Below are 26,928 nucleotides of genomic sequence, written 5' to 3'. Positions count from 1 at the left end.
CGTGTCAGCGAGAGGCCGGTGTTACCGGCCTCTTTTTATTGGGGTTTGAGTTCGAACCTGACGCTGTGGTCGGCCATGCGCTGACGACCTTTGACCACCGCACTGATCCGCCGCCCCTCCAGCGCAAACACCACGGTTTGCGCCGCGTGCAGATCCTCCGGCAGCGGCTGGAACACCCGCAACACGGTGCGTTCCGGTGTGCGCTGAACACTCACTTGGCACTCGGCATGCTTGGCCATCGGGCCGAATAATGTGTCCTGGGTGTAGTCAATGCGCGCCTTGCCATTGACCGGTTCTGATCCGTCCATTGTTAGAGCTCCCTACTCTCAATGTGTAAGCAAGTGATCGTTGCGGGCAGTAAAAATTCACTCGGATTGTGGCGCGGCGGTCATTACCATGGCGGCTCACCCTTGATGATGTGTAGCCCATGGCCCTGGCCGCGCCCCCCGACCTCAGTGATCACGCTGTGCCCGTGCAACCCTTGGCGCGCACCTACCCGCGTGGGTTGTATGTAGAACCGCACAGCCACGACTGGGGCCAGTTGCTGTACGCCATGAGCGGCGTGATGTGGGTCGAAACGCCTCGCGAAGCGCTGGTTGTGCCGCCCCAGCGTGCGGTGTGGCTGCCGCCGGGCGTGGAACATGGCATTCGCGTGGTCTCCGACCTGCAGATGCGCAATATCTACCTGCGCCCGGCCCTGGCGGCGACGCTGGACAGCCAGGTGCAGGTGATTGAAGTCGGCGGGCTGTTGCGCGAGCTGATCGTCACGTTGGTCGACCAGGGCGACAACGGCGATACGGCCTACTACGACGCCGTTGTCGGCCTGGCCCTGCTGGAATTGCAGCGGGCCCGTCGTTCGCAGATCCGCATCGCCATGCCGGTGGGCGCCGACCGTCGCTTGATCAACGCCTGCCAGGCGGTGATGGCGGCGCCGTCGCTGGAGATCCCGTTCGAGCAACACGCCGAGGCGGCCGGGGCCAGTGTGCGCACCCTGGCGCGGCTGTTCCAGAACCACCTGGGCATGGGCTTTGCCGAATGGCGCCGCCAGGTGCAACTGGCCACGGCGGTGGCGGAGCTGATCCAGGGCCAGTCGGTGAGTGGCATTGCGCGGTCTTTGGGCTATTCGCCGAGCAGCTTCAGCGACATGTTCCGGCGTGAACTCGGCGTGGCGCCGTCGCACTACGCGGGTTGAGGGGTTGGCCGAAATCCTGAAGCACTTGGCCGATGTTTCAGGCAGGCGCTCACTACACTGAGCCCATCAACCTACAAGGCGCCGCCCCCATGAACTACCTGATTTCCCTCGCCATCGGCCTGTTTGTCGGCGTGATCTACGGCGCCTTGGACTTCCGCTCACCCGCGCCGCCTGCCATTGCCCTGGTGGGCCTGATGGGCATGTTGCTCGGCGAGAAACTCTGGCCCATGGGGCGCGAGTGGGTCAGCGGTTGGTTGTCCTGATTTCCTTTTTCCCTTCGATGGATATTGGCCATGAAAGCATTGCAATTTTCCGCCACCGGCGACCTCGCCGCCCTGAGTTTCGTTGACGTTGCCAAGCCGGTGCCGGCTGCCGGTGAAGTACTGGTGCAGGTCAAAGCTGCCGGCCTGAACCCCAGCGACGTTAAAAACGTGCTCGGCCGTTTTCCCTACACCACATTGCCGCGGATTCCCGGCCGGGATTTCGCCGGGGTTGTGGTCGAGGGGCCGCAGGCACTGGTCGGTCAAGAGGTCTGGGGCACCGGACGCGACCTGGGCTTTTTCGCCGATGGCTCCCACGCTCAATACCTCACCGTGTCGGCCAAGGGCGTGGCGCATAAGCCGAGCCACTTGAGTTTTGCCCAAGCCGCCAGCCTTGGCGTGCCCTATACCACCGCCTGGGATGCACTGGAACGTAGCGGTGTGGCCAAAGGCACGCGGTTGTTGGTGATTGGTGCCAATGGCGCCGTGGGCAGCGCGGCGTTGGCGTTGGCGAAGATCCGGGGTGCGCAGGTACTGGGGGCGGTGCGCAAGGCGGATCAGGTTGAGGTGCTGCAGGCTCAAGGGTTTGACGCAATTACGCTGGGCCAGCCGGAAGAGTTGGGCGCGCAGGTCAACGCCGTGTTCAAGGGCGGCGCGGATGTGATCTTCGACACCACCGGTTTCTGGTTGCCGGCGGCTGTCGCTGGTTTGGCGCCGTTCGGCCGTATCGCAATCATCGCCGCGCCGGTGGATGGGCATGTGCAACTGCCGGCCCTGGCGTTGTATCGCAAAGGCGGTTCGGTGGTGGGAATCAACTCATTGCTCTACAACTGCGAGCAGTGCGCGGTGATGCTGGAGCAGTTCGGGCGCTTCTTTGATGAAGGGTCGTTGCCGCTGCCGACAGGCTTGCGCGAAGTGGCGTTGGCGGATGGCGTGCAGTGCTACGAAGAAGTGAACACGGGCAGTGCGGACAAGATCATCTTCCTGCCTTAATGCGCTGATAAAAGGTGGGAGCTGGCTTGCCTGCGATGGCATCAACTGGTTATGGCTGATGTACCGAGTTGTCTGCATCGCAGGCAAGCCAGCTCCCACATTTGACCGAGTACACACATTTACCTGATGTGCTGAGCTCCAAATGTGGGAGCGGGCTTGCTCGCGAATGCGGTGGGCCAGTGACAAATAAGCTGACTGACGCACCGCCATCGCGGGCAAGCCCGCTCCCACAGTTTGATCTTCATCAGGCTTTGGGATCGGGTTTGACTCGGACGTTTCCCACAGAGGTTTCAGGTTGTCGCTCGGAAGGGCGCTGACTAACCTCACTGCCGTCGCTGACCATTCAGCGACCGGATTTGACCGTCCGACCTTGTTAACGAAACGCTACGCCCTGTACCTATCTCAGGCGTTTTTTTTATGCCTGAGGTATTGTGTCGCGGCAGTTGTGCGCGGGATACCTTTGGGTATGCCGGGTTCGTTGACAACCGGTCGGTCAACCCGCGTACAGCTGCCACCTTAACTCGCTTGACCGCGAGCGTTGGCAGCTCCACTTGTCGACGGAGTTCCACCATGATCAAAGACAGCCCAAATCCACCCGGCCAACCCGACTTCGATACCAGCACCCTGCACGAAGTGGCCTACCGCGCGATCAACCACTACCTCAACCCCGCAAAACCCATCCCCGAACCCACCGACGGGCTCTTCACCGTGCGCGCCGACCTGGGCACGGAAACCTTGCTGGTCAATGCTTCCCAGGATTTGGCGTCCATCAGCCAGATTGCTAACCATATGGCGTTTGAAATCGAAGGGTCGCAACGTAATGTCGCGCTGGGCATCTGCCGAATGCTGGAAGGGGTGCAGTTGTTGGTGGATAAGGCGCTGAATGTGGCCCATCCGGCGGCATAAGGATTGTTAACACGGTCAAAAAATGTGGGAGCTGGCTTGCCTGCGATGGCGGCGGATCAGTCAACAACTCGCTGACTGACAGAACGCTATCGCGGGCAAGCCCGCTCCCACAGTTTGATTTTCACTAGGCTTCGGGGACGCCTTTTTCCCAGGCGGACCAGTTCTTGAGAATCGCTTGAACCAGCGGATTACCGGTGCGATACAGGTTCTCCAACGCCGGCACGAACCCGCCTTGATCGGCGTATTTCAGCAAATTGTCCACTTCGCTGTAGCCAGGGTACGGCCGGTCGAAGTCCGAGCCGGCACGCACCACCGCCAGGCGCTGGATATCCACCAACCCTTCGCGGCTGGCGCGCAGCAGGGCTTCATAGGTGGAGTTGTCTTCCTGCTGGGTGGTGCAGTACTCGCCTTTGTTGTCGGTGAGCAGCTTGGTCCAGACTTCGGCGCGCTCGCTCAGGCGGGTGCCGGAGAACCAGGTGTTGCCCGCCAGGGTGTCACACTGGGTGACTTGCGGCGGCTGGTTGGCCGGGGCGGCCGGGTAGTGTTTGCGCCAGGCGGTGGATTCCTTGCTTTCGCTCAGCTCAACCTTGTGCGACAGGGCAAATGCCTTGGCTTGCAGCTTGGGGTTGAGCTCGAACACTTCGGTCTTATAGTCCAACGGCGGTTTCTCGTTGGGGCCTTTGGTGTTGATGCCGATGTAACCGGTCGGCCAGTCTTTGGGCGCATCGCGCGAATCGATTTCCCACTGGGTGCCGAACTCCACCAGGTAGTGCGCCCAGGCGGCGGTGCCGATGGTGCCGTGTTTGGGGCTGATGCCGGCAATCCCTGCAATCAGGAAATAGCTCTGGCGCAGGTCGAACTTGGGTGACAGGGCCAGGGCAAGGGTCGAGGCGGCAGCATTGGTCTGGCCCATGCCAGTCACCAACAGGCACACGTCCTGAGTGTTGCAGCGGATCACCGGGTATTCGGCCGAGAGGCCGGGCACGCGCACTTCCTGCTTGAGTTCCAGGCGATCGATCCAGGTTTGCGCTTCGGGGGCGAACATGGTGATCAGCATCACTTTAGGCTTGATCGGCGCGGTGTCCGCCAGCACCACGTGGGGCAACACAGCCAGGCCGACGGCCAGCGAAAGACGGGTTAATACGTTCATCTAATACTCCTTGATCAGAATTGGTAGCCGACACCGGCGTAGTAGCCCCAGCCATCCGAGCGGGCGCGGAAGTTGCCTTCGCCGAAGTTCAGCTCGCTGCCGTCCTCCCAGTTGCCGCCGTTGTGAAAGTAACGGCCGACCAGGGTGAAACGCAGGTGGGTGAACGAGTACAGCAGCACGTTGGTGGCCACCACGGAATTAGCGGTGCGTGCCGGGTTGTCCTTGTGCAGGTCCGAGCCGAAGTCGTAGTTGGTGAAACCGATGTAGGTCAGCGACGCGCCGTTGTCGAACTTGCTGATGGGCACGATGTACTTCATTTGCGCGCGGTAGCCGTCCCACTGGTATTCATTGCTCGCCCCATAGTTTTCCCACTGGTAACGCCCATAGAAGTTGGCCGACAGGTTGACCCGCGAGTGCGTGTCGATGTCGGTGCCCAAGCCGCTGTACAGGGTGTTGGCGCGGTTCGCCTTGTTGCTGCCGTGGTCGTAGATCCAGTCAAACGCCACGTACCATTCCTTGAACGGCCCGATGGCCAGGCTGCGACCGGCCAGGTAGTCGATGGAGATGCGCGGCTCGTGCTCCATGAACACCGGCGAGCCATGGTCCCACGCGCCTTTGTCATTACTGTTACCGATGCCGAGAATTTTCGGCACGTCGATATAGCCGTACAACTCGAACGGGCCTTTACGACCGAAGTACTCGTATTCCAGGTACACGTCATCTTGCGGCTTGGGGCCGAAGCTGATGTCTTTGCTGCCGATCAGCGTCAGGTCCTGGTTGAACCATTCCGACAGGTACGCGCCTTTTTTCGTCGGGCTGGCTTCCGGGGCCAGGGTTTCGCCCTGTGCTGAATCATCGGCGGGTTTTTCCTGCGCCAAAATGGGTGCGCTGAGTACTCCCGTAACGGCGGCCAGTAGCAAGGAAACACCAAAGGAAGCAGGACGCCTTGAGGTGGGGTGCATTGAAAATCCCTATTCGTACGCGGTTAGACCCGATTCCTCGGGTTAAGGAGAACTTGCCTACCAAGTTCGTTCCGCAAACGTTTGCACAGGCTGTACCAACTTTGCTCAATGGCTTGAATAAAAGGGAAAAAACCGAAATTAATCGACCTTTTGATCAAAAATGACTGGGTGTCATTTTCTCGATGCGGTTAAACAAATGCATCGCCGTTTCGCGCCGATACTCGCTCGGTGTCTGGTTCATCTCGATCCGAAAATGCCGGTTGAAGTTGGACAGGTTGGCGTAGCCCACTTCAAAACAGATATCTGCCACCGACATGTCGCTTTGCAGCAACAGCCGGCAGGCGCGCTGTACGCGGAATTTGCGCATCAGGTCGATAAACCCGTGACCGGTGTTGCGCTTGAAGAAGCGCGAGAAGCCCGGCTCGCTCATGTCCAGGCGTTGCGCGATGACGGACAGGCGCAGGTCGCCGGTCAGTTCCGTCATCAGGTAATCGAAGGCTTTGTTGATGCGCTCGGCACTGCGCGCGTCCAGGGTGGGGGCGTAGCAGGGGCTGGCCAGCGCCTGCACGTTTGGCGTCGGGGCGTTTTTCAGGGTGTCGAGCAGTTGCAGGAACAGGATCAGCCGTTGCAGGCCGTGGGCCTTGCCGATGTCTTCGAGCAAGCGTGCGGCGTGCACGGCGGTGTCGCCGCTGAATTGCAGGCCGCGCCGGGCGTGTTCGAACAGCGGCTGCAAGTCGCCAAGTTCCGGCAGGGTTTTGCGCAGGGCGAGAAGGGCGGCGCCGTCGAATTGCAGCACCACGTCGCGCCCGGTCAGGTACTCGCCGGGGGCCAGCTCGCCGATCCAGTCGTGGGGCAAGTCCGGACCGATCAGCGCGACATGCCCGGCACTGAATGCGCCGATGTAGTCGCCGGCCACCAGCTTGCCGCTGCCCTGGCGGATCAGGTGGATTTCGAACTCGGGGTGGTGGTTCCAGCGCGCCAGGTCATACGGGTAATCGTGTTCGAACCAGCGGAAGCAGTGGTCCGGCTCAGGCAGGATGACTTCCAGTTCGGCAGGGCGATGCTCGAACAGCTTGGCGCGGTTGATGGGCATGGTGATGCCTCTTTTACTTATGGAATCTCTGCAAAATACGCCGGTTAACAACAGGCACGCTACCCCCGGTTTCGCCTGGCACTGATACTTTTTTGATCCGCGAGCCCAGGTTAAAAAAGTATCAGCCGAGCATTCGCCATGCGTTTGTGAGGGCCTGGCCAAGCTGCTGTAATCGGCGCTCTACAACAAAAACAACAGGTGGAAACCGCCATGTTCAAGCTTCCGCAAGCGCTTTTCCTGCTGTCCGGCCTGGCCTTGGCCCTGCCCAGCTACGCCGCCGACACCGTCACCATCGCCACCGTCAACAACAGCGACATGATCCGCATGCAACGCCTGTCCAAGGTCTTCGAGGCCCAGCACCCGGACATCAAGCTCAACTGGGTGGTACTGGAAGAAAACGTGCTGCGCCAGCGCCTCACCACCGATATCGCCACCCAGGGCGGCCAGTTCGACGTGCTGACCATCGGCACCTACGAGACGCCGTTATGGGGCGCCAAGCACTGGCTGGAACCCCTGACCCAACTGCCGGCTGATTACGACGCCGAAGATATTTTCCCGTCGGTGCGTCAGGGCCTGTCGGTCAATAACACCCTGTACGCCTTGCCGTTCTACGGCGAAAGTACTGTCACCTACTACCGCACCGACCTGTTCAAGCAAGCCGGGCTGAGCATGCCCGCGCACCCCACCTGGACCCAGCTGGGTGAGTTCGCCGCCCAACTCACGGCCAAAGACAAGGGCCAATACGGCATGTGCCTGCGCGGCAAGGCCGGCTGGGGCGAGAACATCGCGCTGCTCAGCACCATGGCCAACGCCTTCGGCGCGCGCTGGTTCGACGAACAGTGGAAGCCGGAACTGACCAGCCCCGAGTGGACCGCCGCCGCCAACTATTATGTCAACACCCTGAAAAATTACGGCCCGCCCGGTGTTTCCAGCAATGGCTTCAATGAAACCCTGGCGTTGTTCAACAGCGGCAAGTGCGCGATCTGGGTGGATGCCAGCGTCGCCGGCTCCTTCACCACCGACAAAAGCCAAAGCAAAGTCGCCGACGACGTAGGTTTTGCTGCGGCACCCACCGAGGTCACCGACAAAGGCTCTTCCTGGCTGTACGCCTGGTCCCTGGCGATCCCGGCGACCTCCAAGCACAAAGACGCTGCCAAGGCCTTCATCACCTGGGCAACGTCCAAGGATTACATCCAGTTGGTCGCCGATAAAGAAGGCATCACCAACGTGCCGCCGGGCACCCGCCAGTCCACCTACAGCGAGGCTTACCTGAAGGCCGCGCCGTTTGCCCAGGTGACCCTGGAAATGATGAAGCACGCTGACCCCGCGCACCCGTCGGCCAAGCCGGTGCCGTACGTGGGCATTCAGTACGTGACCATTCCTGAGTTCCAGGCCATCGGCACCTCCGTCGGCAAGTTGTTTTCGGCGGCGCTTACCGGCGGCATGACGGTTGATCAGGCGCTGCTCGACGCTCAGTCCACCACCGAGCGCGAGATGAAACGCGCCGGCTACCCGAAATAATTTTTACAGGACAGCCCCATGAAACGACTCGAAGGTAAGAGCGCGCTGATCACCGGATCGGCGCGCGGCATCGGCCGCGCCTTTGCCCAGGCTTATATCGCCGAAGGCGCAACGGTTGCCATCGCCGACATCAACCTGCAACGTGCCCAGGCTACAGCGGCTGAGCTGGGCCCACAGGCGTATGCCGTCGCGATGGACGTCACCGACCAAGCCTCCATCGACGCCGCGCTTGCCGCCGTGGTGGCCCATGCCGGCAAGCTCGATATCCTGATCAATAACGCTGCACTGTTCGACCTGGCGCCCATCGTCGACATTACCCGCGACAGCTATGAGCGGCTGTTCTCGATCAACGTCGCCGGCACGCTGTTCACCCTGCAGGCCGCCGCCCGGCAGATGATCAGCCAGGGCCACGGCGGCAAGATCATCAACATGGCCAGCCAGGCCGGGCGGCGAGGCGAGCCATTGGTGGCGATCTATTGTGCGACCAAGGCGGCGGTGATCAGCCTCACGCAATCGGCGGGGCTGAACCTGATCAAGCAGGGCATCAATGTCAACGCCATCGCCCCCGGCGTGGTGGATGGCGAGCACTGGGATGGCGTGGACGCGTTGTTTGCCCAGCATGAGGGCTTGGCGCCCGGCGAGAAGAAGAAGCGGGTAGGGGCCGAGGTGCCGTTTGGGCGCATGGGCACGGCGGAGGATTTGACCGGGATGGCTATCTTCCTGGCTTCCAAAGACGCCGACTATGTGGTGGCCCAGACCTATAACGTCGATGGCGGTAATTGGATGAACTAAGCCGAGCATCGATTAAGAATGTGGGAGCTGGCTTGCCTGCGATAGTGGTCTGTCAGTGACAGCTTTAGGGTCTGACCCACCGCTATCGCAGGCAAGCCAGCTCCCACATTGGATCTTTGTTGTTCTTAAGTGCCAGGCTACTCAGCAAAACTGCGATCAAAAAAATACACTTCCCCAGGCTTCAGGTTCTCCACCGTCGCCTGGGGCCGGCCGCCTTCACCATTCTTCTTGCGCCCCGTCTCACGCAAATACCCCGCCTCAGTCAGCTTCAACAAACGCTGGCGGATACTGGTCTTCAACACCGGCCGCGCCAGCACCAGCGAAAAGATCGTGGTCGCTTGCGGCGCGCTGAATTCGTTGCCCAAAAACATCAACGGCAAGTTGCTGTACAGCGACTTGGAAAACAGCCGCTCCTGCACGGCGGCGACGATCAGGTTGTGATCGAAGGGCAGTTTGATACTGCCATCGGCCACTGCATTCAGCGAAAACCAGGCCTGATGCACACCCAACACCACGTCATCGGCCACGATCGCCAGGTAGTAGGTGGACGACGACCAGCAGCGCGGGTCGCGAAACGCATCGCCCACCGTGCCGACTTGCTCACTCCAGGCCAAATCAAAACCGACCTTGTCGCTCGCCCGCAAGCGCTCCACGGCATCCTTGAGGCTCAGATCTTGCACGCCGCCATTAACCACCACGCCCGGTAACGCCCAATGGCCGGCAAAGGGCTCGGCTTCGCGCTTGTTCAGCAGCAGCTTCAATTCTCCGGCGGCACGGCAATAGAACAACACGCACAGGTCGACGGTGTGGAGGTAGGCACTGAGTGGCATGGGAAATCCTTCTGAACAGCGGTGGGGCACAGTCTAACGGATCGAACAGCTATGTCATGTACTTGCTCCAGCATAGATAACTAAATGTTTCTTGCAATGAAAGTACATGACGTGTACTTTTGTTTCCAGGCCACCGGAGAATCACTATGACCCTCGTGAAAACTGCCATTGCTTCATTCGACGTCGACGCCCAGAAGAGCTTCACTCCACTGTGCCCCAACGAATTGCCGGTGGTTGGCGGAGACCAGGTCGGTGCCGAACTCAACTACATGGCCAGCCTTGCCGGCCACCGTGTCGGCAGCAAAGACGCGCACACCCCGCACGCCCCGTGGGTGGTCACGCAGCACAGTGAGATGCTGCAACCCACCGGCCTGGCCCACGCCGACGTCACCTGGGTCAGCCACTGCGTGCCGGGCACCGAGGGTTTTACGCTGCTGGACGAACTGCCCACGCCGTATGACTACGACTACTTCATCTGGAAAGGCGTCGAACCCGACCTGCACCCCTACGGTGCCTGCTACCACGACCTGCACGACAAACTGTCCACTGGCGTCATCGAGTATTTGAACGCCCAAGGCGTGCGCCGCGTGATCGTCGGTGGTCTGGCCCTGGACTACTGCGTCAAGACCACCACGTTGCAACTGCTCAAGGCTGGCCTGGAGGTGGTCCTGCACTTGCCGGCCTGCCGAGGTATCAGCGAAGAGGGCGGCGTACAGGCGGTGAATGAGTTGCTCAAGGCCGGTGCTGCCATCAGCAGCACCCGCGAAGAACTGGCCGCGATGGCCACGCGCTAAGGAGAAACACCATGGAAAGTGCCTACGACTACGAATCCCCGGTCATCCAGGGCTTGCTCGACACCGACTACTACACCTTCACCATGATGCAGGCCGTGCTGCACCAGCACCCGAATGTCGACGTGGAATACAACTTCATCGTCCGTTCCAAAGAAAAACTCGGCCACCTGATCCCGCAATTGCGCGACGAGCTGGAGAAACTCGCCGGCCTGCAGATGCGCGAAGGCGAACTGCGCTTTCTGTTCAACCCACGCTTTCGCGAATACCTGACCCCGGACTACGAGCGCTTCCTGGGCCTGTTCCGCTTCAACCTGCGCTACATCCACGTCAGCGAAGTCGACGGCCAACTGAACATCCGCGTGGTCGGGCCGATGCTGCACTGCATCATGTTCGAACAGCCGGTGCTGGCGTTGGTCAGTGAGCTGCGCAACCGCGATAAATACCCCGACGTGAGCCTGGAAGACGTCACCCGCAAGCTCTACCAGAAGTTCGACTGGCTGGAGAAAAACCTCAGCCGTGAAGAGCTGGCCGACCTGCGCGTCTCGGACTTTTCCACACGCCGGCGCCTGTCGTTCAAGGCCCAGCGCGAAGTGGTGGACATCATGCGCCGCGACTTCCCCGGGCAGTTCATCGGCACCAGCAACGCGCACCTGGCCTACGAATTCGACCTGCCGCTGATCGGCACCATGGCCCACCAATGGCTGATGGTGCACCAGCAACTGGGGCGCCTGCGCGAAAGCCAGAACGCCGCATTGGAAAACTGGGTGCGCGAATACCGCGGCCGCCTCGGCATCGCCTTGACCGACTGCATCAGCACCGATTTTTTCCTCAAGGATTTCGACCTGTACTTCGCCAAGCTCTACGACGGCCTGCGCCAGGACTCGGGTGACCCCATCGCCTGGGCCGACAAAGTCCTGGCGCGCTACAAGCAGCTGGGGATCGACCCGATGACCAAGGACCTGATGTTCTCCGACGGTCTGAATTTCGAAAAATGCCTGCCGATCCTGCGGCACATCCGTGGCAAGGCCAAGTTCGGTTTCGGCATGGGCACCAGCCTGGCCTGCGACGTGGAGGGTGTGGAACCGCTGAGCATCGTGATGAAGCTGGTGCGCGTACACGGCGAGCCGGTGGTGAAGTTTTCCGATGACCCGATCAAGAACGTCTGTGAAGACGCCTCGTTTTTGCAGTACGCGGCAAAAGTGTTTTCGGTGGGAGGGGGCTTGCTCCCGAAAGCGGTGGATCAGCACTGACGGTGTTGACTGACACGCCGTCTTCGCGGGCAAGCCCGCTCCCACAGGTCAATCCAAGTCATAGAGAGAGGTGTGATATGCAAACTCAGGCACGTATCGCCCAGGAACTGAACATCAACCGCGCGCTGGTCAAGGGCGGCGAACCGCAGGAGATTCAGCGGCGCATCAATTTCATCAAAAGCACCTTGCGTGGCTCCGGCTGCAAGGCGCTGGTGTTGGGCATCAGCGGCGGTGTTGATTCCCTGACGGCGGGCCGTCTGTGTCAGTTGGCCGTGGAGCAACTGCGTGCCGAAGGCTACGCTGCGCGCTTTATCGCCATGCGCCTGCCGTACAAAACCCAGGCCGATGAAAGCGATGCTCAGGCCTCCCTGGATTTCATCAAGCCGGACCACATCGACACCTTGAATATCGCCGCCAGCGTCGACGGCCTGATGGCCAGCCTGACCGCGACCGAAGCCAGCGCGGCGCATGTCGACTTCATCAAGGGCAACGTCAAGGCCCGCACGCGGATGATCGCGCAATACGCCGTGGCCAACCTGCACAACGGCCTGGTGGTCGGTACCGACCATGGTGCCGAAGCGTTGATGGGGTTCTTCACCAAATTCGGCGACGGCGCCTGCGACCTCGCGCCACTGTCGGGCCTGACTAAAACCCAGGTGCGTCTGCTGGCCAGCGCCCTCGGTGCGCCGGGCAACCTGGTGCACAAATTACCGACCGCCGACCTCGAAGAATTGGCGCCGGGCAAGGCGGATGAGCAGGCCTACGGCTGCACTTATGAAGAAATCGACGCCTACCTGATGGGCGAGCCGGTGAGTGAGCGGGTGCGCGCGATTGTTGAAGGGGCCTACCGCAAGACAGCGCACAAACGTGCGCTGCCCGTGATCCCCGACTAAGTCGGGGATCACTCGTTATCTAGATTTTGATATTTTCGCGAATGTTCCACCCGAACCGGACAGGTCCACCCTCCTTGCCGCCATCGGCGTTCTGCGGCTGGTAACTGACTTCAACCTTGGCAAAGTTAAGGCTGATTTCCTCTGTCAGTACATCTTTGGTTGCTGCTGCGCGCGTCTCATAGGAGGCCACCATGACGTCCCTCAAGGTGATCACCAGATACTCCACATTGCTGGCGCCTCCCGCTTTGCGCACCACAATTCGGGCTCCCGGATAGTGCTTGCCCGTTGCGCAGGCCATCATCAGATTCGGCGTGGACTTATCCAGGGGCTTTTCGATAGCGATATTGCCCATATCGACCTTGCCGGCTCCGCCGCCAGTTCCGCTGTGCATCGACCCTGCTTGCGTGATCCTCCAACCCCAGCGCGATATATCGATTTCATCACGATGTGTCTGGTCGTTGGACTCGCCCTTGATATCGCCAAGCTTTAAAAACATATCCGTTGCCATGCTCGCCCCATGTCTGATCGTTCGCCGGAACTGGCGCGGGCGTACTTTTCCGATTCCTACGATTGTCCACAAGGCTCCAAGGTGACAACAGGAAGCGGCCTTCTGGAAAAAGGAAACTTTCCGACATTCTTGGCAGATACGCTCTGCGCTCTTGTGAAATCAGGAGCAAAAACGGAATGGCTTCCAGCGTATTCAAGGACGGTTTCCCCAGCGCCCACCGCACCACCCGTGAACGGGTAGAACGCAGCATGGATCTGCGTCGGCTGTTTGCCGCCATTGATGCCGACCCGGCGATTGCCGGGGCAGGGGTGGTGTATCTCGATTCACAGTTGTGGCCGGTGACGTTGCGCGAGTTTCAGCCGATTTGCAGCGTTTTGCCCAAGCGCGTGATTTTGCGCGAGATGCCGGCGTCGATGGCACGCTTAGATTTTGTGCGGCGGTTGGAGCATGAGCCGCGGGAGTCGCAGCTTGCATTTGAAGCGATCAATACATCCTTGTCTTGCGGTGCTGCAGTGTTGGGCTGGCTTGTTGTACTGAGTGGCTCAGTGGGCAGTGCGTTGGGGCTGATTGGAAGCTATCGAAATGGCCATGTTGGCAGCACGACGACCATTGCTGTGGGCTTATACGAAGAAGTTGCAGAATGAGTGAGTCAGTTGCCGGTTTTCTCATCCGTTACTTTCCAGTGTTCATGGGCACAATATTCATGGGCCTCTTCGCAGGCGCTATGGTCACTGTCCTGGTGGACACAACCTATTTGCGTAGCCTGGAGCCATCGCTGCAAGCTGAAGTGTCTGGTTGGAGTCTACTGTCGATGACTGCTTTTTTAGTGTTTGCCAACTTCATGATTGCGAGAGGTCGCAAATGGGCCGCTAGCTTGTTGATGTGCTATTTCGCGTTCTCCCTGATGCTGGTGCTACCAATGATTCAATACCGTCCGCATACCGTGGCGTTTTCTCTGGGGGTCGCGTTTCCGCTTTTCGGGTTGCTGCTGCTCAATACGCACCGCCATCGAGAGATGCGGCAAAAGCTTTTTGAAATCCACATCCAACGGAATGCGGCGAGAGCGATCTACGAAACATACTCAAATCAGCTCAAGGCCAATGCACGCAGGGCCAGGGCTAAGTGACGTTAGCTCCCACACAAATGCGTGGGAGCAATCCGCTATTTCAGGTTAGCGCTCAATCGAGCGACTCCACCGCGCATTCCACTCCGGCCGCGCCTGGTTCACCTGGTCCCAATCAATCGAAATCGCCGTCTGCAAGTAACCCTGCATGGCCTCCACCCGCGCGCGGGTTTTATCGGTGGTCGGCGTGGTTGGGTTGGAAGGGATCTGATCGCCTTCTTCAAGCGCCGGTGCCTGGGCTTGCGCGGTCAGCAAGAAGGCTGCGAGTTTCTGCGCCAGCTCCGGCTGGTCGTTACGCGCGATCACGCACTCGGCCACGTTCAGCACCACCGCGCCTTCCTTGGGTTGCGCGTATTCCATCGGGATGCCGAGCAATTTCTGCGTGGTGACCTGGGTTGGGGTCAGGGGGAAGATCGCGGCCTCGTCGGTTTGCACCATCTCGGAGATCTTCGCCGAGCTGGCGATGTATTCCAGCACGTTGGGGCCGATGGTTTTCGGCCAGGCCTTGAAGCCTGGTTCTACGTCTGTTTCGGAGCCGCCCTGGATACGGTTGAACATCAGGAAACCGTGCAGGCCGAAGGTGGAGGAGGCCAGGGACTGGAACACCACCTTGTCTTTGAAGCGCGGGTCGGCCAGGTCCATCCACGAGGTGGGCGCGGCCCAGCCTTTTTCCTTGAACATCTTGGCGTTATAGCCAAGGCCCGTCACGCCCAGGGTCACGGCCACGGCTTCGTCCTTGATTTTGGCCTTGGCCGGGATCTGGTCCAGAGGCGCGCTCGGTGCGAGTTTGTCGCACAGGCCCATGGAGATGGCGCGGTACATGATGCCGTCATCGAGGAACATCACGTGCATTTGCGGGTTGTCTTTGTTGGCCTGAACCTTGGCGAGGATGTCCGACGAGGTGCCGGGCACGATCACCACCTTGACGTTGTTGGCCTTTTCGAACGCGGGCAGCACCTTGTCGGCGTACACCCGTTCCATGGTGCCGCCGTTCATGCCCAGGTACAGCGTGGGCGCGGCATGCGCGGTGGAGGCGAGCAACGCGAGGGACAAGCAGGACAGCGCGATACGTGTGTGCATGGGTGTTTTTCCTCTCAGGCTTGGAAACGACGGATGGAAAACGCTTCGATGGGTTGCCGGCTGGCCCCGCTGCAGACGATCTCTGCCAGGGCTTCACCGACCGCAGGGCCGAGCTGGAACCCGGCGCCGGCAAAGCCGAAACCGTGGAGCAGGCCAGGTTGGGTGCTGCTGGGGCCGATCACCGGTTCGTGATCGGGTAAGTAACCTTCGGTGCCGCTCCAGGTACGTATCGCCTGGGCACCTTTGAGAAACGGGTACAGTTCGCCGGCGTTGCGCAAAATCTCCAGCACCGCCGCCTGCCCCGGACGCGCCGTCAGCGGGCCAAGCGCAAAGCCCCGGCCGCCACCAAGAATGCAATTGCCACGGGCGACCTGGCGCGCATAAATGCCGCCGCCTTCAACGCCGGTACTCACGTTCATCACCACCGGCAGCGGTTCGGTGACCAGCATCGCCGGGTGCGCCGACGTCATCGGCACCGGTTCGCCGAATTGCGCGGCGACGATCCCGGCCCAGGCGCCGGCGCAGTTGAGCAGCCACGGTGCTTGCAGGTGCAGACCGTTGGCGCAGTGCACCTGGAACCGCTGGCCGTCATGTTCGATGCGCATCACTTCGGCCTGCTCGTATACCTCAGCACCCTGGCGCTGCGCGGCGCGGGCAAACGCGGGCGAAACCAGCCGCGGGTTGGCGTGCCCGTCTTCAGGGCACAGCGAAGCGCCGACCGCGATATCGCCGACCCAAGGGAACCGCGCGCGCAGTTCAGCGTGATCCAACACCTGCAAACCCAATCCAAAGCCACGAGTTTGCTCGGCATAGGCCTGCAGCGCGTCGAGGTCCGCATGACTGCGGGCCAACTTCAAATGCCCGGAGCGCACGTACTCGCCGTCGATGCCGATCAGCCCCGGCAAGTCGGCCCACAACTGATGGGCGCGCTGCGACAGCGGCAACTGATGCAGCGGCCGCCCCTGACGGCGCACGCCGCCGTAGTTCACACCGCTGGAATGCGAGCCGCAAAAGTCGCGCTCTACCAACGCCACGCGCTGACCTTTTTGCGCCAGCATCAAGGCCGCCGAGGCACCGACGATACCGCCGCCCAACACGATCACGTCGATCATGGCTGCACCTCTACGCCAAACGGCAGCGGCTTGATCGGCGCCTGGCCGCGCAGGCGGCCGACGTGTTCAATTCCGCGACCACTGCGCTCGGCGACAATTTCCGCTGCTGCCAGCCCGCACATGCGGCCCTGGCAGCGGCCCATGCCGACGCGGCAATGCGCCTTGACCCGATTGATTTCCCAGTGGCCTTCATCCACCACCGCGCGCACTTCGCCGACGCTGACTTCTTCGCAGCGGCACAGCATCAGTTCATCCGGCGCCTGCGCGGCCCAGTGTTCGGGGAAGGGGAATGCGGTTTCCAGGCCGTGGCGAAAGCGCTGGATGCTCGCCAGTTGCTGTTCCAGGACGGCCGTGCGGCGAGGGTTGATGGCAATGCCTGAGTCTTCCAGCACCGCCAGCGCCGCGCGCTCGCCGGCCATGTGCGCCGCGTCGGCGCCCATGATCCCGGCGCCATCGCCCGCCAGGTACACGCCGTGGACACTGCTGCGCCCGGCACTGTCGCGCGCGGGCAACCAGGCGCGGTTCAAGCTGTTCCAGGCAAACTCGCAGCCGAGCAAATCCGCCAGCTGTGTCTCGCTGCGCAAGGCATGGGCGAAGGCCACGGCATCGCAGTCCAACGTGTGCTCGCCCCAACGGATACCGTTGACCCGTTGTTCGCCGTCGATCTGCGTGAGCGTCGCGCCCTGGTGCACGGGAATGCCATGCGCCGTGAGCCAGGCGCGGTAATACACACCCTTGGCCAGCGTCGCCGGTTGCCTGAGCAATGCAGGCAAGGCGCGGCATTGCGCGCTGAACGGCGCGCTGTCGAGCACCGCCACCACCTTGGCCCCAGCCTTGGCGTATTGATAAGCCACCAGATACAGCAACGGCCCGCTGCCGCAAAACGCCACGCGCTCACCGATGGCGCAGCCTTGATACTTCAAGGCGATCTGCGCCGCGCCCAGGCTGTAGACGCCGGGCAAGGTCCAGCCGGGCACCGGCAGAATGCGGTCGGTGGCGCCGGTGGCGACGATAAGTTGCGCGTATTCGAGGCTCTCGGCACGGCCGTCGTTGAGCATGTCCAGGCGCCCGTCCTCGGCGTTCCACACCAGGGTTTGTGGGCGGTAGTCGATCAACGGCGCCAGCTCATCCAGCGTGCGGTGCACGGCCTCGGCCTTGCTGGCTTCAAAGCCATAGAGTTGCTTGGCCGAGCGCTGAAAGTTGGCCGGTTGGCGCCGGTAAATCTGCCCGCCGCCGCGCAGGCTTTCATCTATCAGGCACGGCGTGACGCCGTGGTCGAGCAGGGTGCGCGCCGCGCTGATGCCGGCCGGGCCTGCGCCCACAATCACTGTTGGCTTCATGCTTGGCGCCCCGGGTCACGGCTGATCGCCTGGCCTTCTTCCAATAACGTCGCACAGGCGCGTACGCGGCGCCCATCTGCCAGGCGCACCCAGCAATCCTGGCACGCGCCCATCAGGCAGAACCCGGCCCGGCGTTCGGCGCTGAAATCGCTGCCGCGCAGGTGCTCGGCACAGGTCAGCACGGCGGTCAGCAACGTGTCGCCGAGCAAGCCCGTGGCCGGTTGCCCATCCAGGGTGAAGGCCACAGCCGGGCGCTGGGTTTCGGCCAATCGTTTGAACAACGCCATCAATGTTTCCCCACCAGCACGCGGTCCAGGCCGTAGACCCGGTCGAGCAGAATCATGGTTGCTGCGGTCAGTGCAATCACCAGCGCCGACACCGCCGCCATCATCGGGTCGATGGACTCGGTGGCGTACACGTACATGCGCACCGGCAGGGTTTGTGTAGCCGGCGAACTGACGAAGATCGACAGGGTCACCTCGTCGAAACTGTTGATGAACGCCAACAACCAGCCGCCGGCCACACCGGGCAGAATCATCGGCAAGGTGATCTGGCGAAACAGCGTAAAGCGGCCGGCCCCCAGCGACTCCGCCGCCTGTTCGGCGCTGCGGTCAATGCCGATTGCCGCCGCCAGCACCAGGCGCAGCACGTACGGGGTGATGATCACCACGTGGGCGAGCATCAGCCAGGTGAAGCTGCCATTTACGCCCATCAGCGCGAACAAACGCAGCATCGCCACGCCCAGCACCAGGTGCGGGATGATGATCGGCGAGAGGAACAACGCACTGAAAAAGTTGCGCCCCGGGAACTGATAACGGCTGATCGCCAAGGCCGCCGGCACCGCGATCAGCGTGGCCAAGGTGGCGGCGGTAAACGCCAGGATCAGGCTGTTATAGAACGCCTGGATAAAGTCGGCACGCTCGAACACTGCGCGAAACCAGCGCAGGGAGAAGCCCGATGTGGGCAGGCTCAAGGTGTTCTCCGGGGTGAAGGCCACCAGGCACACCACCACCAGCGGCGCCATCATGAACAGCACCACCAGGCCGTGAAAGCCGAGGGCCAAAGGACCGTTTCTGGACATGCGCTTAAACCCCCAGGGACTTTTTGTAGCGGCTTTCGATCATGCGGTTCCAGCTCAGCATGATCAGCAGGTTGACCAACAGCAGCACCACCGCGATGGTCGCGCCCATGGGCCAGTTGAGTTCCGAGAGGTACTGGTCGTACACCACCGTGGCGACCATTTTCAGGCGGCGCCCGCCGAGCAGCCCGGGGATCGCAAACGAGCTGGCCGCCAGCCCGAACACAATCAACGTGCCGGACAGCACGCCGGGCATGACCTGCGGCAACACGATCTTGCGCATCACCGTGGCCTGGCTGGCGCCCAGTGACAACGCCGCCTGTTCTGCCGACGGGTCGAGTTTTTGCAGCGAGGTCCACACCGGAATGATCATGAACGGCAGCATCACGTGCACCAGTGCGATGATCACCGCAAACGGCGTATACAGCAGCTTTACCGGGCGCCCGCCGAGGGCCTGGATCACCTGGTTGACCAGCCCGTCGGCGCCGAGCAACAGGCTCCAGCCGAAGGCGCGCACCACCACCGAAATCAGCAACGGCGTGAGGATCAGGATCAGGAAGATCGAGCGCCACGGTGTACCCATGCGGCTCAGAATGTAAGCCTCGGGCACGCCGATCACCACGCACAGCAAGGTCACCAGCGCGCTGATCCAGAAGGTGCGCCAGAAGATTTCATAGAAGTACGCGTCACTGAACAGCGACAGGTAATGCGCCAAGGTCCATTCATCCGCCTTCACGCCCACCTGGTAGTCGAACACGTTGAACGACAGCACCAGCGTCATGATCAGCGGCAAAATCAACAGCCCGGTGAACAGCGCCAGGGCCGGCAACGACAACAGATAACCGCGACTCATGCGTGTACCTCATCTGCCGCCAACACGCGCAGCAAACCGGCGTGCCAGTCCAGGCCGACGGCCGCGCCGCAACCGAGCGGCGCGCTGCCGTCGTTGCTGCGCACCACGGTAATGTCGCCCAGCGAGGTATGGACACGGTACAGCCACTGGCTGCCGAAGAAGTAGCTGTCGAGCACCTTGCCTTGCACGCGCCCGCTGCCTGCGGCCACCAAGGTGATTTTTTCCGGGCGCAGGCTCAGGGTCAGCTCGCCGTCGCCGCTGGCGTGGCGTACTTGTGGGGTGCCAAGTTCGTCGTAGTCGCCCGGCAGCAGGTTGGCCTTGCCGACGAAGTCCGAGATGAAGCGCGTGCGTGGGTGTTCGTAGAGGTTGTACGGTGCATCGATCTGCGTGACGCGTCCCGCCTGCATCACCACCACGCGGTCGCTGATCGAGAGTGCTTCGGCCTGGTCGTGGGTGACCATCAAGGTGGTGATGCCCACCGCGCACTGGATGCGGCGGATTTCAAACTGCATCTCTTCGCGCAGGTTGGCGTCGAGGTTGGACAACGGTTCATCGAGCAGCAGCACCGGCGGCTCGATCACCAGCGCGCGGGCCAGCGCTACACGCTGGCGCTGGCCGCCGGAGAGTTCACGCGGGTAGCGCTCGGCGTGCGGCGCCAGGCGCACCAGTTCCAGCACGGTTTTAACCTGGCGGGCGATTTCGGCGGCCGTCACTTTGCGCATCTTCAGGCCGAAGGCGACGTTGTCGCGCACGGTCATGTGCGGGAACAGCGCGTAGCTCTGGAACACCACGCCCAGGCCACGGCTGGCGGGTTTGGCGTGGGTGATGTCGCGGCCGTCGAGCAGGATCTGCCCGCCGCTCACGTCGACGAAGCCGGCGATCATTTGCAGGGTGGTGGTTTTGCCGCAGCCCGAGGGACCGAGCAGGGAAACGAACTCGCCTTTTTCTACCGCAAGGTCAGTGGCGACCACCGCATCGACGGCGCCGTAGCGTTTGCTCAAGGCGTTGAGTTGGAGAAAAGCCATGTCTGCGTTCCACCTGTTTGAGTCGCGTCGAAACGCGCTTTTTTGTTTTGGGCAGATGCGAAAAGAGTGCTGCGGGTGCGGTGGCGCTCGATCTCGAGTCGGCTGCCGTTTGTTGTTCATTTCGCCCCTGTGGACGCAGATTAGGACGAAGACTAGGATGGGCGGAAGATGGAATTTCACTCAACGAACTATTATTTTCCAATTTATTCATTCAGCAGAATTTACGCCGAGATTATGTGATATGGATTCCACTGAGCGGAATGGCAGTGACAAAGAAGTGGGTTCGGGCAGCGTGTCGCGGGTGTTCGCGCTGTTGCGTGCATTGGGCGAGGTGCCCGAAGGCGGCGAACGCGTGACGCAACTGGCGCAGCAGGTGGGGCTGTCGCAGCCCACCACCCACCGCCTGTTGCGCAGCCTGATGGACGAGGGGATGGTCGAGCAGGACGCGCGCAGCAAGCGCTATCGCCTGAGCCTGGAGTTCTTCGCGCTGGCGGCGAACGCGGGCAAGACCGGCAACCTGCGCGACCTGGTGCGGCCGAGCATGTTGCGCTTGAGTGCTTCGTTGGGTGATTCGTTGTTTTTGCTGGCACGCAGTGGTTTTGATGCGATCTGCCTGGACCGCAGCGAGGGGCCGTACCCGATCCGCACCTTTACCGGGGATATTGGCGGGCGTGTGGCGTTGGGTGTGGGGCAGGGCAGTTTGGCGATTCTGGCGTTCTTGCCGGAGCAGGAGCGTGAGACGGTGATTCGCTACAACTTGCCTCGGCTCAAGGATTTTCACCTGTATGACGAGGTGCTGCTGCGTTCGGAAGTGGAGAATGTGCGCAGCCTGGGGTATGCCGCGCGCAACACCGGAGTGCTGGAAGGCAACGCCGATTTTGAATCGGGAGGGGGTTGCGGTGGCGGCGTTGAGTGTGGCGACCATCAGTGATCGCCTGGGGCCGAGCCGGTTGCCGATGGTGGTGGAGTTGCTCAAGCGTGAGGCGGCGGCGATCGGGCCGAGGATCAATCCGTTTGATCCGACGTTGCGTCGGCCTTCGCAGGCTTTTGGTGGGTAGCTTGTGTGCCGTTGCGCTATGGCCGTCTTTGGACGGGCGCTTCTGTTGGTAGATTTGAGTACATATCCGTTGCTGCGGTAACGGCGGCTGGCGGTTCCGCTCTTACAGCGGGTCACTTTTGGCAAACGCCCCAAAAGTAACCAAAAGGTCTTTGCCCCACCACTCGGTGCCTCGCCTAGGCTCGGCATTCCCTCACTCCGGCTTGAATCCGTGGGCCGCCGCGACGGGCCATCCATGGCCCAACGCGGCTAACCCGGCGTCCTGCCGGGTTACCCACGGATTCAAGCCTGCGTTCGGCCAGCGTGGTTGACGGGGCCTGTCAGATCAAAAGCAAGATCAAGAGCACGGCGGCCTGAAAGCCGACCTGAGTGGTAGAAGCAAAAGCGGATCAAAAACACAGCAACACACCTCTATCTGATGCACTGAGCTCCAAATGTGGGAGCGGGCTTGCTCGCGAAGGCGGTGGTTCAGTCAGCTCATGTGTCACTGACCCACCGCCTTCGCGAGCAAGCCCGCTCCCACAATTTCACCGAGTTCAGCCTCCACCATCGCACTGCTTTTGCTTTTCTGTGGGAGCTGGCTTGCCTGCGATGCAGGCACCTCGGTGTGTCAGGCATAACCAGTCGATGCCATCGCAGGCAAGCCAGCTCCCACATTGACCGAGTACAGCCCGAGGTTTTAGGGCAATGCAGATCTGCACAGCCTCTGCCTGATGTATTGAGACCCACACAAGCACCACACACATTCAGATCGCGGCCAGTGCAACTGAGGTCGCGGCTGTTCGAGTCTCCACGCCGAGCTTCACATACACATGCTCCAGATGCTTGTTCACCGTCCTGGGGCTCAGCCCCAGAATGTCGCCGATATCCCGATTGGTTTTCCCACACGCCACCCAACGCAGCACTTCCACCTCACGCTCGGTCAGTTGAAACCGGGCGGATAACAGTCGTTGCGCCGGGGCGTCCTCCAGGGTCAGCACGCTCGGCTGCGTGGCGGCACGCGCCGAGAGCAGGATTCGTGAGGTGCGCAAATGCGCTGCCACCCGCGCCAATACCTCATCCGTCTGGATCGGCTTGGTCACGTAGTCGCTGCCACCCACCTCAAAACCCTGCACCACGTGCTTGCTGTCGGTCAGCCCGGTCATGAACACCACCGGGATGTCCGCACTGGCCGGTTGCGCCTTGAGCCGGCGACAGGTTTCGAAACCGTCCAGTCCCGGCATCATTGCGTCCAGCAGAATCAGGTCCGGGCGCCGGCGTTGCACGCGGTTCAACGCGCTGAGGCCGTCCAGCGCCACCAGCACCATGTAGCCCGCGTCATCAAGGGCGTCGGACAGCATGGCGAGGTTGTCCGGGGTGTCATCGACGATCAGCACCACGCCAGGTTCAGTGCTGCGGGTGAGCGCATTCATCTTCGGCCTCCTTTAAGGTTCGGTTGAGTTCATCCAGGCGGAAACCCTTGAGCAGCCCGCGCACTTTGGCGATGAAAGGCGCGGCGTCCGGGCGATGTTCCAGGATGGTGTCGAGTTTTTCATGCAAGCCGCGCACGTAGCCGATGGCGCTGAGTTCGGCGAGGGCGGCGAGGTCTTCGGGGCTGGGCAATACGCTGGGCGGTGCAGGCGGTGTGGACGTTCGGGTGCGCCGCAGCCACTGCAGATCCAGGTGCTGTTGCAGGCGCCCGAGCAGTTCCGGGGTGCGCACCGGTTTGGCCAGGTAGTCGTTGCAGGCGGCGGCGATGCTGCGTTCACGGTCGTCGGTAAAGGCGTTGGCCGAGATCACGATGATCGGCGCGCTGGACAGCGCATTGCGGCGGATCAGGCGGCTGGTTTCCCAGCCATCCAGGGCTGGCATCGACAGGTCCATCAGGATCAGGTCCGGCGCCAGCAGCGCCACCTGGCGGATCGCGTCCTGGCCATTGCTGGCCTGGATCACCTCAAACCCCAACGGTGTGAGCATGCCACTGAGCACCTTGCGATGGTCCACATGGTCGTCCACCACCAGGATGCGTCGGCGCACACCGTGATAACCGATGATGTCGTGCTCCACGTGCACCACCGCCTGCGGCGCGCGCACCTGGGAGAGGAACAGCCGCACCTGGAAACACGTGCCTTTGTCCAGCTCACTGGTGACGCGCAATTCGCCGCCCATCAGCGAGGTGAGCATGCGCGTGATGGTCAGCCCCAGGCCCACGCCCTTGTCCTGGCGCATCAGATCGCCGCGCTCGAACGGCTGGAATATCCGCTCGATTTGCCCAGGGTCAATGCCGATGCCGGTGTCGATGATTTCAAAATTGGCGGTTTCGCGCATGTAGCTGACCCGCAGGCGCACCTCGCCGCTGTCGGTGAAATTCACCGCGTTGCCGAGCAGGTTGATCAGGATCTGGCGCACGCGCTTTTCATCGCCACGCACCACGGCCGGGATCTTGCCCACGCAGTCCAGGCGAAAGCGCAGGCCCTTGTCCTGGGCTTGTGGAGTGAACATTTGTTCCAGGTCGTGGAGCAACTCGGGGAAGGGGATTTCCGTGAGTTCCAGGCGCAGTTTGCCGGCCTCGATCTTGGCCACGTCGAGCAGGCCATCGATCAGCGACAGCAGGTGCGAGCCGCTGCGCAGGATGGTCGCCAGCGCGTCCTGATGCTGCTCGGGCATGGCGGTGTCGCGCTGCAGGATCTGGGTAAAACCAAGGATGCTGTTCAGCGGCGTGCGCAGCTCGTGAGAGAGCCCGGTGACGTAGCGGCTTTTGGCGGCGTTTGCGGCTTCGGAGGCCTCTTTGGCCTGTTGCAGGGCTTGGTCGGTGAGGCTGTGGGCGTCGATTTCCTGCATTAAAAGCAGGGTCTGGCGGTCGGATTCTTCCTGGGCGACGCGGCGGCTTTCGCGGGTCAGTACCACCCACCACGCGAGCACGGCGGCCAGCACCGACAGGGTCAGAAAAGCCTTGAAGAACGCCTGATACAAGGTCTCGGAATGCGGCAACCCTTGGGCGGCTTGCACGTAAATCAACGCCAGCGCGCCTGCGAGCAGCAGCACCAGCACCAGCAACAACCCCAGGTAATGCGCCAGCCGCGTATGCAGGCGCGGCATCAGGGTGGTGGGCAGCAGCCAGCGCAATACGCCTTCGAACTGCGTGACCAGGCGCGCATGAGGTTTGCACCGGTCACCGCAACGCGCATCCAGCGAGCAGCACAGCGAACAGATGGGCGTGCTGTAGGCCGGACAAAACGCCATGTCGGCGGTTTCGAACGGGTTGCTGCACAGCCCGCACACCGCGTGGGTGGCGGGGGCCACCGGGTGAATCAGCGTCACGTCACTGGTACGCGCGATGTAGTACTTGCCTTGGGTCAGCCAGGCCAACAGTGGCGCCATGATCAGCGCCGTGCCCAGCGCGACGAAGGGCGGCGCGGCCTGGGCCAGGGCACCGAACAGGCCGAAGTGGGCGAGGATCGACAGCAACGAGGCAATCAGCATCGAGCCGACGCCCACCGGGTTGATGTCGTAAAGGTGCGCGCGCTTGAACTCGATGTGTCTGGGCGACAGACCCAGCGGCTTGTTGATCACCAGGTCGGCCACCAGCGTGCCGATCCAGGCAATCGCGATATTCGCGTAGAGCCCCAGCACCTGGTCGATCACGTCAAATACGCCCAGCTCCATCAGCATCAGCGCGATGGCCACGTTGAACACCAGCCACACCACGCGGCCGGGGTGGCTGTGGGTCACGCGGGCAAAGAAGTTCGACCAGGCCAGGGAGCCGGCGTAGGCGTTGGTCAGGTTGATTTTCATCTGTGAGATGAACACGAACAGCACCATCGCGCCGAGCGCCCATTCCGGCGAGCTGAACACATAGCGGAATGCAACGAGGTACATCTGCGTGGGCTCGGCGGCGCGCTCCATGGGGATTTCATGTTGCAGGGCGAGAAACGCCAGAAACGCCCCGGCGAACATTTTCAACGCGCCGGGGATGATCCAGCCGGGCCCCGCGCAGAGCAGGGCGGCCCACCAGCGTTTGTGGTTGGCGGCGGTCTTTTCCGGCAGGAAGCGCAGGTAGTCGACCTGTTCGCCGATCTGCGTAACCAGCGACAGCGCCACGGTGCAGGCGGCGCAGAACGACAGCAAATTAAACCCGCCGCCGTCGCCACTGCGTCCGACAAAGCTGGTCCAGTCGCTGAAGACGTCGGGGTTTTTCCACCAGACAAAGCCGTAGGGCAGCACCAGCAACAGCAGCCAAAGCGGTTGCGTCCACAATTGCAGGCGGCTGATCAGGGTCACGCCGTAGGCCACCAGTGGAATCACCAGCAATGAGCAGATCACATAGGCGATGGCCAGCGGAATATGGAAATACAGCTCCAGGGCCAGGGCCATGATTGCCGCTTCCAGTGCGAAGAACAGGAACGTGAAGCTGGCATAAATCAACGAGGTGATGGTCGAGCCGATGTAGCCAAAGCCGGCGCCGCGGGTGAGCAGGTCCATGTCCACGCCATAACGGGCGGCGTAATAACTGATGGGCAGGCCGGTGAGGAAAATCACCAGGCTGATCGCCAGGATCGCCCAGAACGTGTTGGTGAAGCCGTAGCTCAAGGCGAGCACGCCGCCGATGGCTTCCAGCGCCAGAAAGGACACGGCGCCCAGGGCGGTGTTGGCGATGCGCAGTTCCGACCATTTGCGAAAGGATTTGGGCGTGTAGCGCAGGGCGTAGTCTTCCATGGTCTCGTCGGCGACCCAGGTGTTGTAGTCGCGGCGGATCTTGACGATGCGCTGGGTGCCGGAGGTGGGGTGCACGGTGGAGGACTCCGCAGAAGGGCGAGATTGAATGAGCAACTTCCATGCCCTGACAGGTGCCGCAGGTCCAAATGCGGGAGCGGGTTTGCAGTGGCGAGCGGGCTTGCCCCGCGTTGGGCTGCGTAGCAGCCCTGAAACCAGACAACACTATTTACCTGGAAAAATGCGCTGTTCTTAACAGGGCTGCTTCGCAGCCCAACGCGGGGCAAGCCCGCTCGCCACAACTTGCCCTGAAACAGTGCGCAACGGCATACGTCAAATGACGTACACCGTTACGTCAGGCTGCGTATACCCGCGATGGCCGGCTGCCGCCATGCTGAACCCCTCATTGCAGAGGAGTCGCCCC

Annotated in this window: 25 protein-coding genes and 2 pseudogenes; 12 read left to right on the top strand and 15 right to left on the bottom strand. The window is 61.7% G+C overall.

Translation table 11 applies throughout. The annotated features are described in order from the left end of the window. Positions 1-35: 35 nt before the first annotated feature. Entirely contained in the window at positions 36-308 is a 273-nt protein-coding gene (locus AB5I78_RS16630) for a hypothetical protein (protein ID WP_369302059.1), read from the bottom strand. 119 nt (positions 309-427) lie between these two features. On the opposite strand from AB5I78_RS16630, the pseudogene AB5I78_RS16625 reads away from it, so the two are divergent. The 4 genes and pseudogenes from AB5I78_RS16625 to AB5I78_RS16610 all read left to right on the top strand — a co-directional run bounded on the left by AB5I78_RS16625 (position 428) and on the right by AB5I78_RS16610 (position 3,351). Then, positions 428-1,212: pseudogene (locus AB5I78_RS16625) on the top strand (helix-turn-helix transcriptional regulator). A 69-nt stretch (positions 1,213-1,281) separates the two neighbouring features. After that, positions 1,282-1,455 (top strand): DUF1427 family protein, encoded by a 174-nt coding sequence (locus tag AB5I78_RS16620; RefSeq protein ID WP_145166095.1) that lies wholly within the window; start codon positions 1,282-1,284, stop codon positions 1,453-1,455. 30 nt (positions 1,456-1,485) lie between these two features. After that, the gene (locus AB5I78_RS16615) at positions 1,486-2,445 is read left to right on the top strand and encodes a zinc-binding alcohol dehydrogenase family protein (protein WP_369302058.1); all 960 of its coding nucleotides are present in this window, start codon (positions 1,486-1,488) and stop codon (positions 2,443-2,445) included. A gap of 570 nt (positions 2,446-3,015) precedes the next feature. Beyond that, positions 3,016-3,351: a DUF6124 family protein gene (locus AB5I78_RS16610; RefSeq protein ID WP_145166097.1), complete on the top strand. Its 336-nt coding sequence runs from the start codon at positions 3,016-3,018 to the stop codon at positions 3,349-3,351. Between the two features lie 124 nt (positions 3,352-3,475). On the opposite strand, the gene AB5I78_RS16605 is transcribed toward AB5I78_RS16610, so the two are convergent. The 3 genes from AB5I78_RS16605 to AB5I78_RS16595 form a co-directional block, all read right to left on the bottom strand. After that, positions 3,476-4,501 carry a purine nucleoside permease gene (locus AB5I78_RS16605; protein WP_262209011.1) on the bottom strand — a complete coding sequence of 342 codons (1,026 nt, stop codon included), beginning with the start codon at positions 4,499-4,501 and terminating at the stop codon, positions 3,476-3,478. A 14-nt stretch (positions 4,502-4,515) separates the two neighbouring features. Continuing rightward, entirely contained in the window at positions 4,516-5,463 is a 948-nt protein-coding gene (locus tag AB5I78_RS16600) for a nucleoside-specific channel-forming protein Tsx (RefSeq protein ID WP_145166099.1), read from the bottom strand. Between the two features lie 154 nt (positions 5,464-5,617). Continuing rightward, positions 5,618-6,556 (bottom strand): AraC family transcriptional regulator, encoded by a 939-nt coding sequence (locus AB5I78_RS16595; protein WP_262209013.1) that lies wholly within the window; start codon positions 6,554-6,556, stop codon positions 5,618-5,620. A gap of 210 nt (positions 6,557-6,766) precedes the next feature. Here AB5I78_RS16595 and AB5I78_RS16590 point away from each other — a divergent pair, with 210 nt between their 5' ends. Both AB5I78_RS16590 and AB5I78_RS16585 read left to right on the top strand, forming a co-directional pair. After that, positions 6,767-8,077, top strand: a complete 1,311-nt coding sequence (locus tag AB5I78_RS16590) for a sugar ABC transporter substrate-binding protein (RefSeq protein ID WP_369302057.1) — start codon at positions 6,767-6,769, stop codon at positions 8,075-8,077. An 18-nt stretch (positions 8,078-8,095) separates the two neighbouring features. Continuing rightward, a complete protein-coding gene (locus AB5I78_RS16585; protein WP_369302056.1) occupies positions 8,096-8,869 on the top strand; it encodes an L-iditol 2-dehydrogenase in 774 nt (257 codons plus the stop codon). Positions 8,870-9,006: 137 nt separating this feature from the next. Here AB5I78_RS16585 and AB5I78_RS16580 read toward each other — a convergent pair whose 3' ends face one another. Next, the gene (locus AB5I78_RS16580; protein WP_369302055.1) at positions 9,007-9,699 is read right to left on the bottom strand and encodes an NUDIX hydrolase; all 693 of its coding nucleotides are present in this window, start codon (positions 9,697-9,699) and stop codon (positions 9,007-9,009) included. 146 nt (positions 9,700-9,845) lie between these two features. On the opposite strand from AB5I78_RS16580, the gene AB5I78_RS16575 reads away from it, so the two are divergent. From AB5I78_RS16575 to nadE, 3 genes are all read left to right on the top strand, one after another. Then, a complete protein-coding gene (locus AB5I78_RS16575; RefSeq protein ID WP_369302054.1) occupies positions 9,846-10,493 on the top strand; it encodes a nicotinamidase in 648 nt (215 codons plus the stop codon). An 11-nt stretch (positions 10,494-10,504) separates the two neighbouring features. Next, positions 10,505-11,743 (top strand): nicotinate phosphoribosyltransferase, encoded by a 1,239-nt coding sequence (gene pncB / locus AB5I78_RS16570; RefSeq protein WP_145166105.1) that lies wholly within the window; start codon positions 10,505-10,507, stop codon positions 11,741-11,743. Positions 11,744-11,820: 77 nt separating this feature from the next. Further along, positions 11,821-12,636: an ammonia-dependent NAD(+) synthetase gene (gene nadE, locus AB5I78_RS16565; protein ID WP_369302053.1), complete on the top strand. Its 816-nt coding sequence runs from the start codon at positions 11,821-11,823 to the stop codon at positions 12,634-12,636. Positions 12,637-12,655: 19 nt separating this feature from the next. On the opposite strand, the gene AB5I78_RS16560 is transcribed toward nadE, so the two are convergent. Further along, positions 12,656-13,144 (bottom strand): Hcp family type VI secretion system effector, encoded by a 489-nt coding sequence (locus tag AB5I78_RS16560; protein WP_369302052.1) that lies wholly within the window; start codon positions 13,142-13,144, stop codon positions 12,656-12,658. Positions 13,145-13,320: 176 nt separating this feature from the next. Between AB5I78_RS16560 and AB5I78_RS16555 the strand changes: the two genes are divergently transcribed. Together AB5I78_RS16555 and AB5I78_RS16550 are read left to right on the top strand one after the other, a co-directional pair. Beyond that, the gene (locus AB5I78_RS16555; RefSeq protein ID WP_370003046.1) at positions 13,321-13,788 is read left to right on the top strand and encodes a hypothetical protein; all 468 of its coding nucleotides are present in this window, start codon (positions 13,321-13,323) and stop codon (positions 13,786-13,788) included. Next, positions 13,785-14,270, top strand: coding sequence for a hypothetical protein (locus tag AB5I78_RS16550; RefSeq protein ID WP_369302051.1), 486 nt, complete (start codon positions 13,785-13,787; stop codon positions 14,268-14,270). The genes AB5I78_RS16555 and AB5I78_RS16550 overlap by 4 nt, the downstream gene beginning before the upstream one ends. A 45-nt stretch (positions 14,271-14,315) precedes the next feature. On the opposite strand, the gene AB5I78_RS16545 is transcribed toward AB5I78_RS16550, so the two are convergent. Genes AB5I78_RS16545 through AB5I78_RS16515 form a run of 7 tightly spaced genes read right to left on the bottom strand, consistent with a single transcriptional unit; the run spans position 14,316 to position 20,755 of the window. Beyond that, positions 14,316-15,347 (bottom strand): ABC transporter substrate-binding protein, encoded by a 1,032-nt coding sequence (locus AB5I78_RS16545; RefSeq protein ID WP_119736011.1) that lies wholly within the window; start codon positions 15,345-15,347, stop codon positions 14,316-14,318. 14 nt (positions 15,348-15,361) lie between these two features. Then, positions 15,362-16,459, bottom strand: a complete 1,098-nt coding sequence (locus AB5I78_RS16540; RefSeq protein ID WP_369302050.1) for an NAD(P)/FAD-dependent oxidoreductase — start codon at positions 16,457-16,459, stop codon at positions 15,362-15,364. Beyond that, complete coding sequence (locus tag AB5I78_RS16535; RefSeq protein ID WP_369302049.1) at positions 16,456-17,799, bottom strand: FAD-dependent oxidoreductase; 1,344 nt, start codon at positions 17,797-17,799, stop codon at positions 16,456-16,458. Before AB5I78_RS16535 ends, AB5I78_RS16540 begins: the two co-directional genes overlap by 4 nt. Next, complete coding sequence (locus AB5I78_RS16530; RefSeq protein WP_145166111.1) at positions 17,796-18,086, bottom strand: (2Fe-2S)-binding protein; 291 nt, start codon at positions 18,084-18,086, stop codon at positions 17,796-17,798. The genes AB5I78_RS16535 and AB5I78_RS16530 overlap by 4 nt, the downstream gene beginning before the upstream one ends. Continuing rightward, positions 18,086-18,880: an ABC transporter permease gene (locus tag AB5I78_RS16525; RefSeq protein WP_065932095.1), complete on the bottom strand. Its 795-nt coding sequence runs from the start codon at positions 18,878-18,880 to the stop codon at positions 18,086-18,088. Before AB5I78_RS16525 ends, AB5I78_RS16530 begins: the two co-directional genes overlap by 1 nt. 4 nt (positions 18,881-18,884) lie before the next feature. After that, a complete protein-coding gene (locus AB5I78_RS16520) occupies positions 18,885-19,730 on the bottom strand; it encodes an ABC transporter permease (RefSeq protein WP_369302048.1) in 846 nt (281 codons plus the stop codon). Next, on the bottom strand, positions 19,727-20,755 hold the full coding sequence (locus AB5I78_RS16515) for an ABC transporter ATP-binding protein (RefSeq protein ID WP_369302047.1): 1,029 nt from the start codon (positions 20,753-20,755) through the stop codon (positions 19,727-19,729). Before AB5I78_RS16515 ends, AB5I78_RS16520 begins: the two co-directional genes overlap by 4 nt. Before the next feature lie 241 nt (positions 20,756-20,996). On the opposite strand from AB5I78_RS16515, the pseudogene AB5I78_RS16510 reads away from it, so the two are divergent. Continuing rightward, positions 20,997-21,813, top strand: a pseudogene (locus tag AB5I78_RS16510) (IclR family transcriptional regulator). Positions 21,814-22,558: 745 nt separating this feature from the next. Here the strand turns inward: AB5I78_RS16510 and AB5I78_RS16505 are convergent. Then, complete coding sequence (locus AB5I78_RS16505) at positions 22,559-23,224, bottom strand: response regulator (protein WP_053256610.1); 666 nt, start codon at positions 23,222-23,224, stop codon at positions 22,559-22,561. Beyond that, positions 23,199-26,582, bottom strand: coding sequence for an ATP-binding protein (locus AB5I78_RS16500; RefSeq protein WP_369303272.1), 3,384 nt, complete (start codon positions 26,580-26,582; stop codon positions 23,199-23,201). The genes AB5I78_RS16505 and AB5I78_RS16500 overlap by 26 nt, the downstream gene beginning before the upstream one ends. Positions 26,583-26,928: the final 346 nt, after the last annotated feature.

The organism is Pseudomonas sp. N2-3-1-14 (genome assembly GCF_041228395.1).
Classification (GTDB): domain Bacteria; phylum Pseudomonadota; class Gammaproteobacteria; order Pseudomonadales; family Pseudomonadaceae; genus Aquipseudomonas.
Note: the sequence above shows the minus strand (reverse complement) of the source record. Positions and strands in the feature narration are given on the sequence as shown.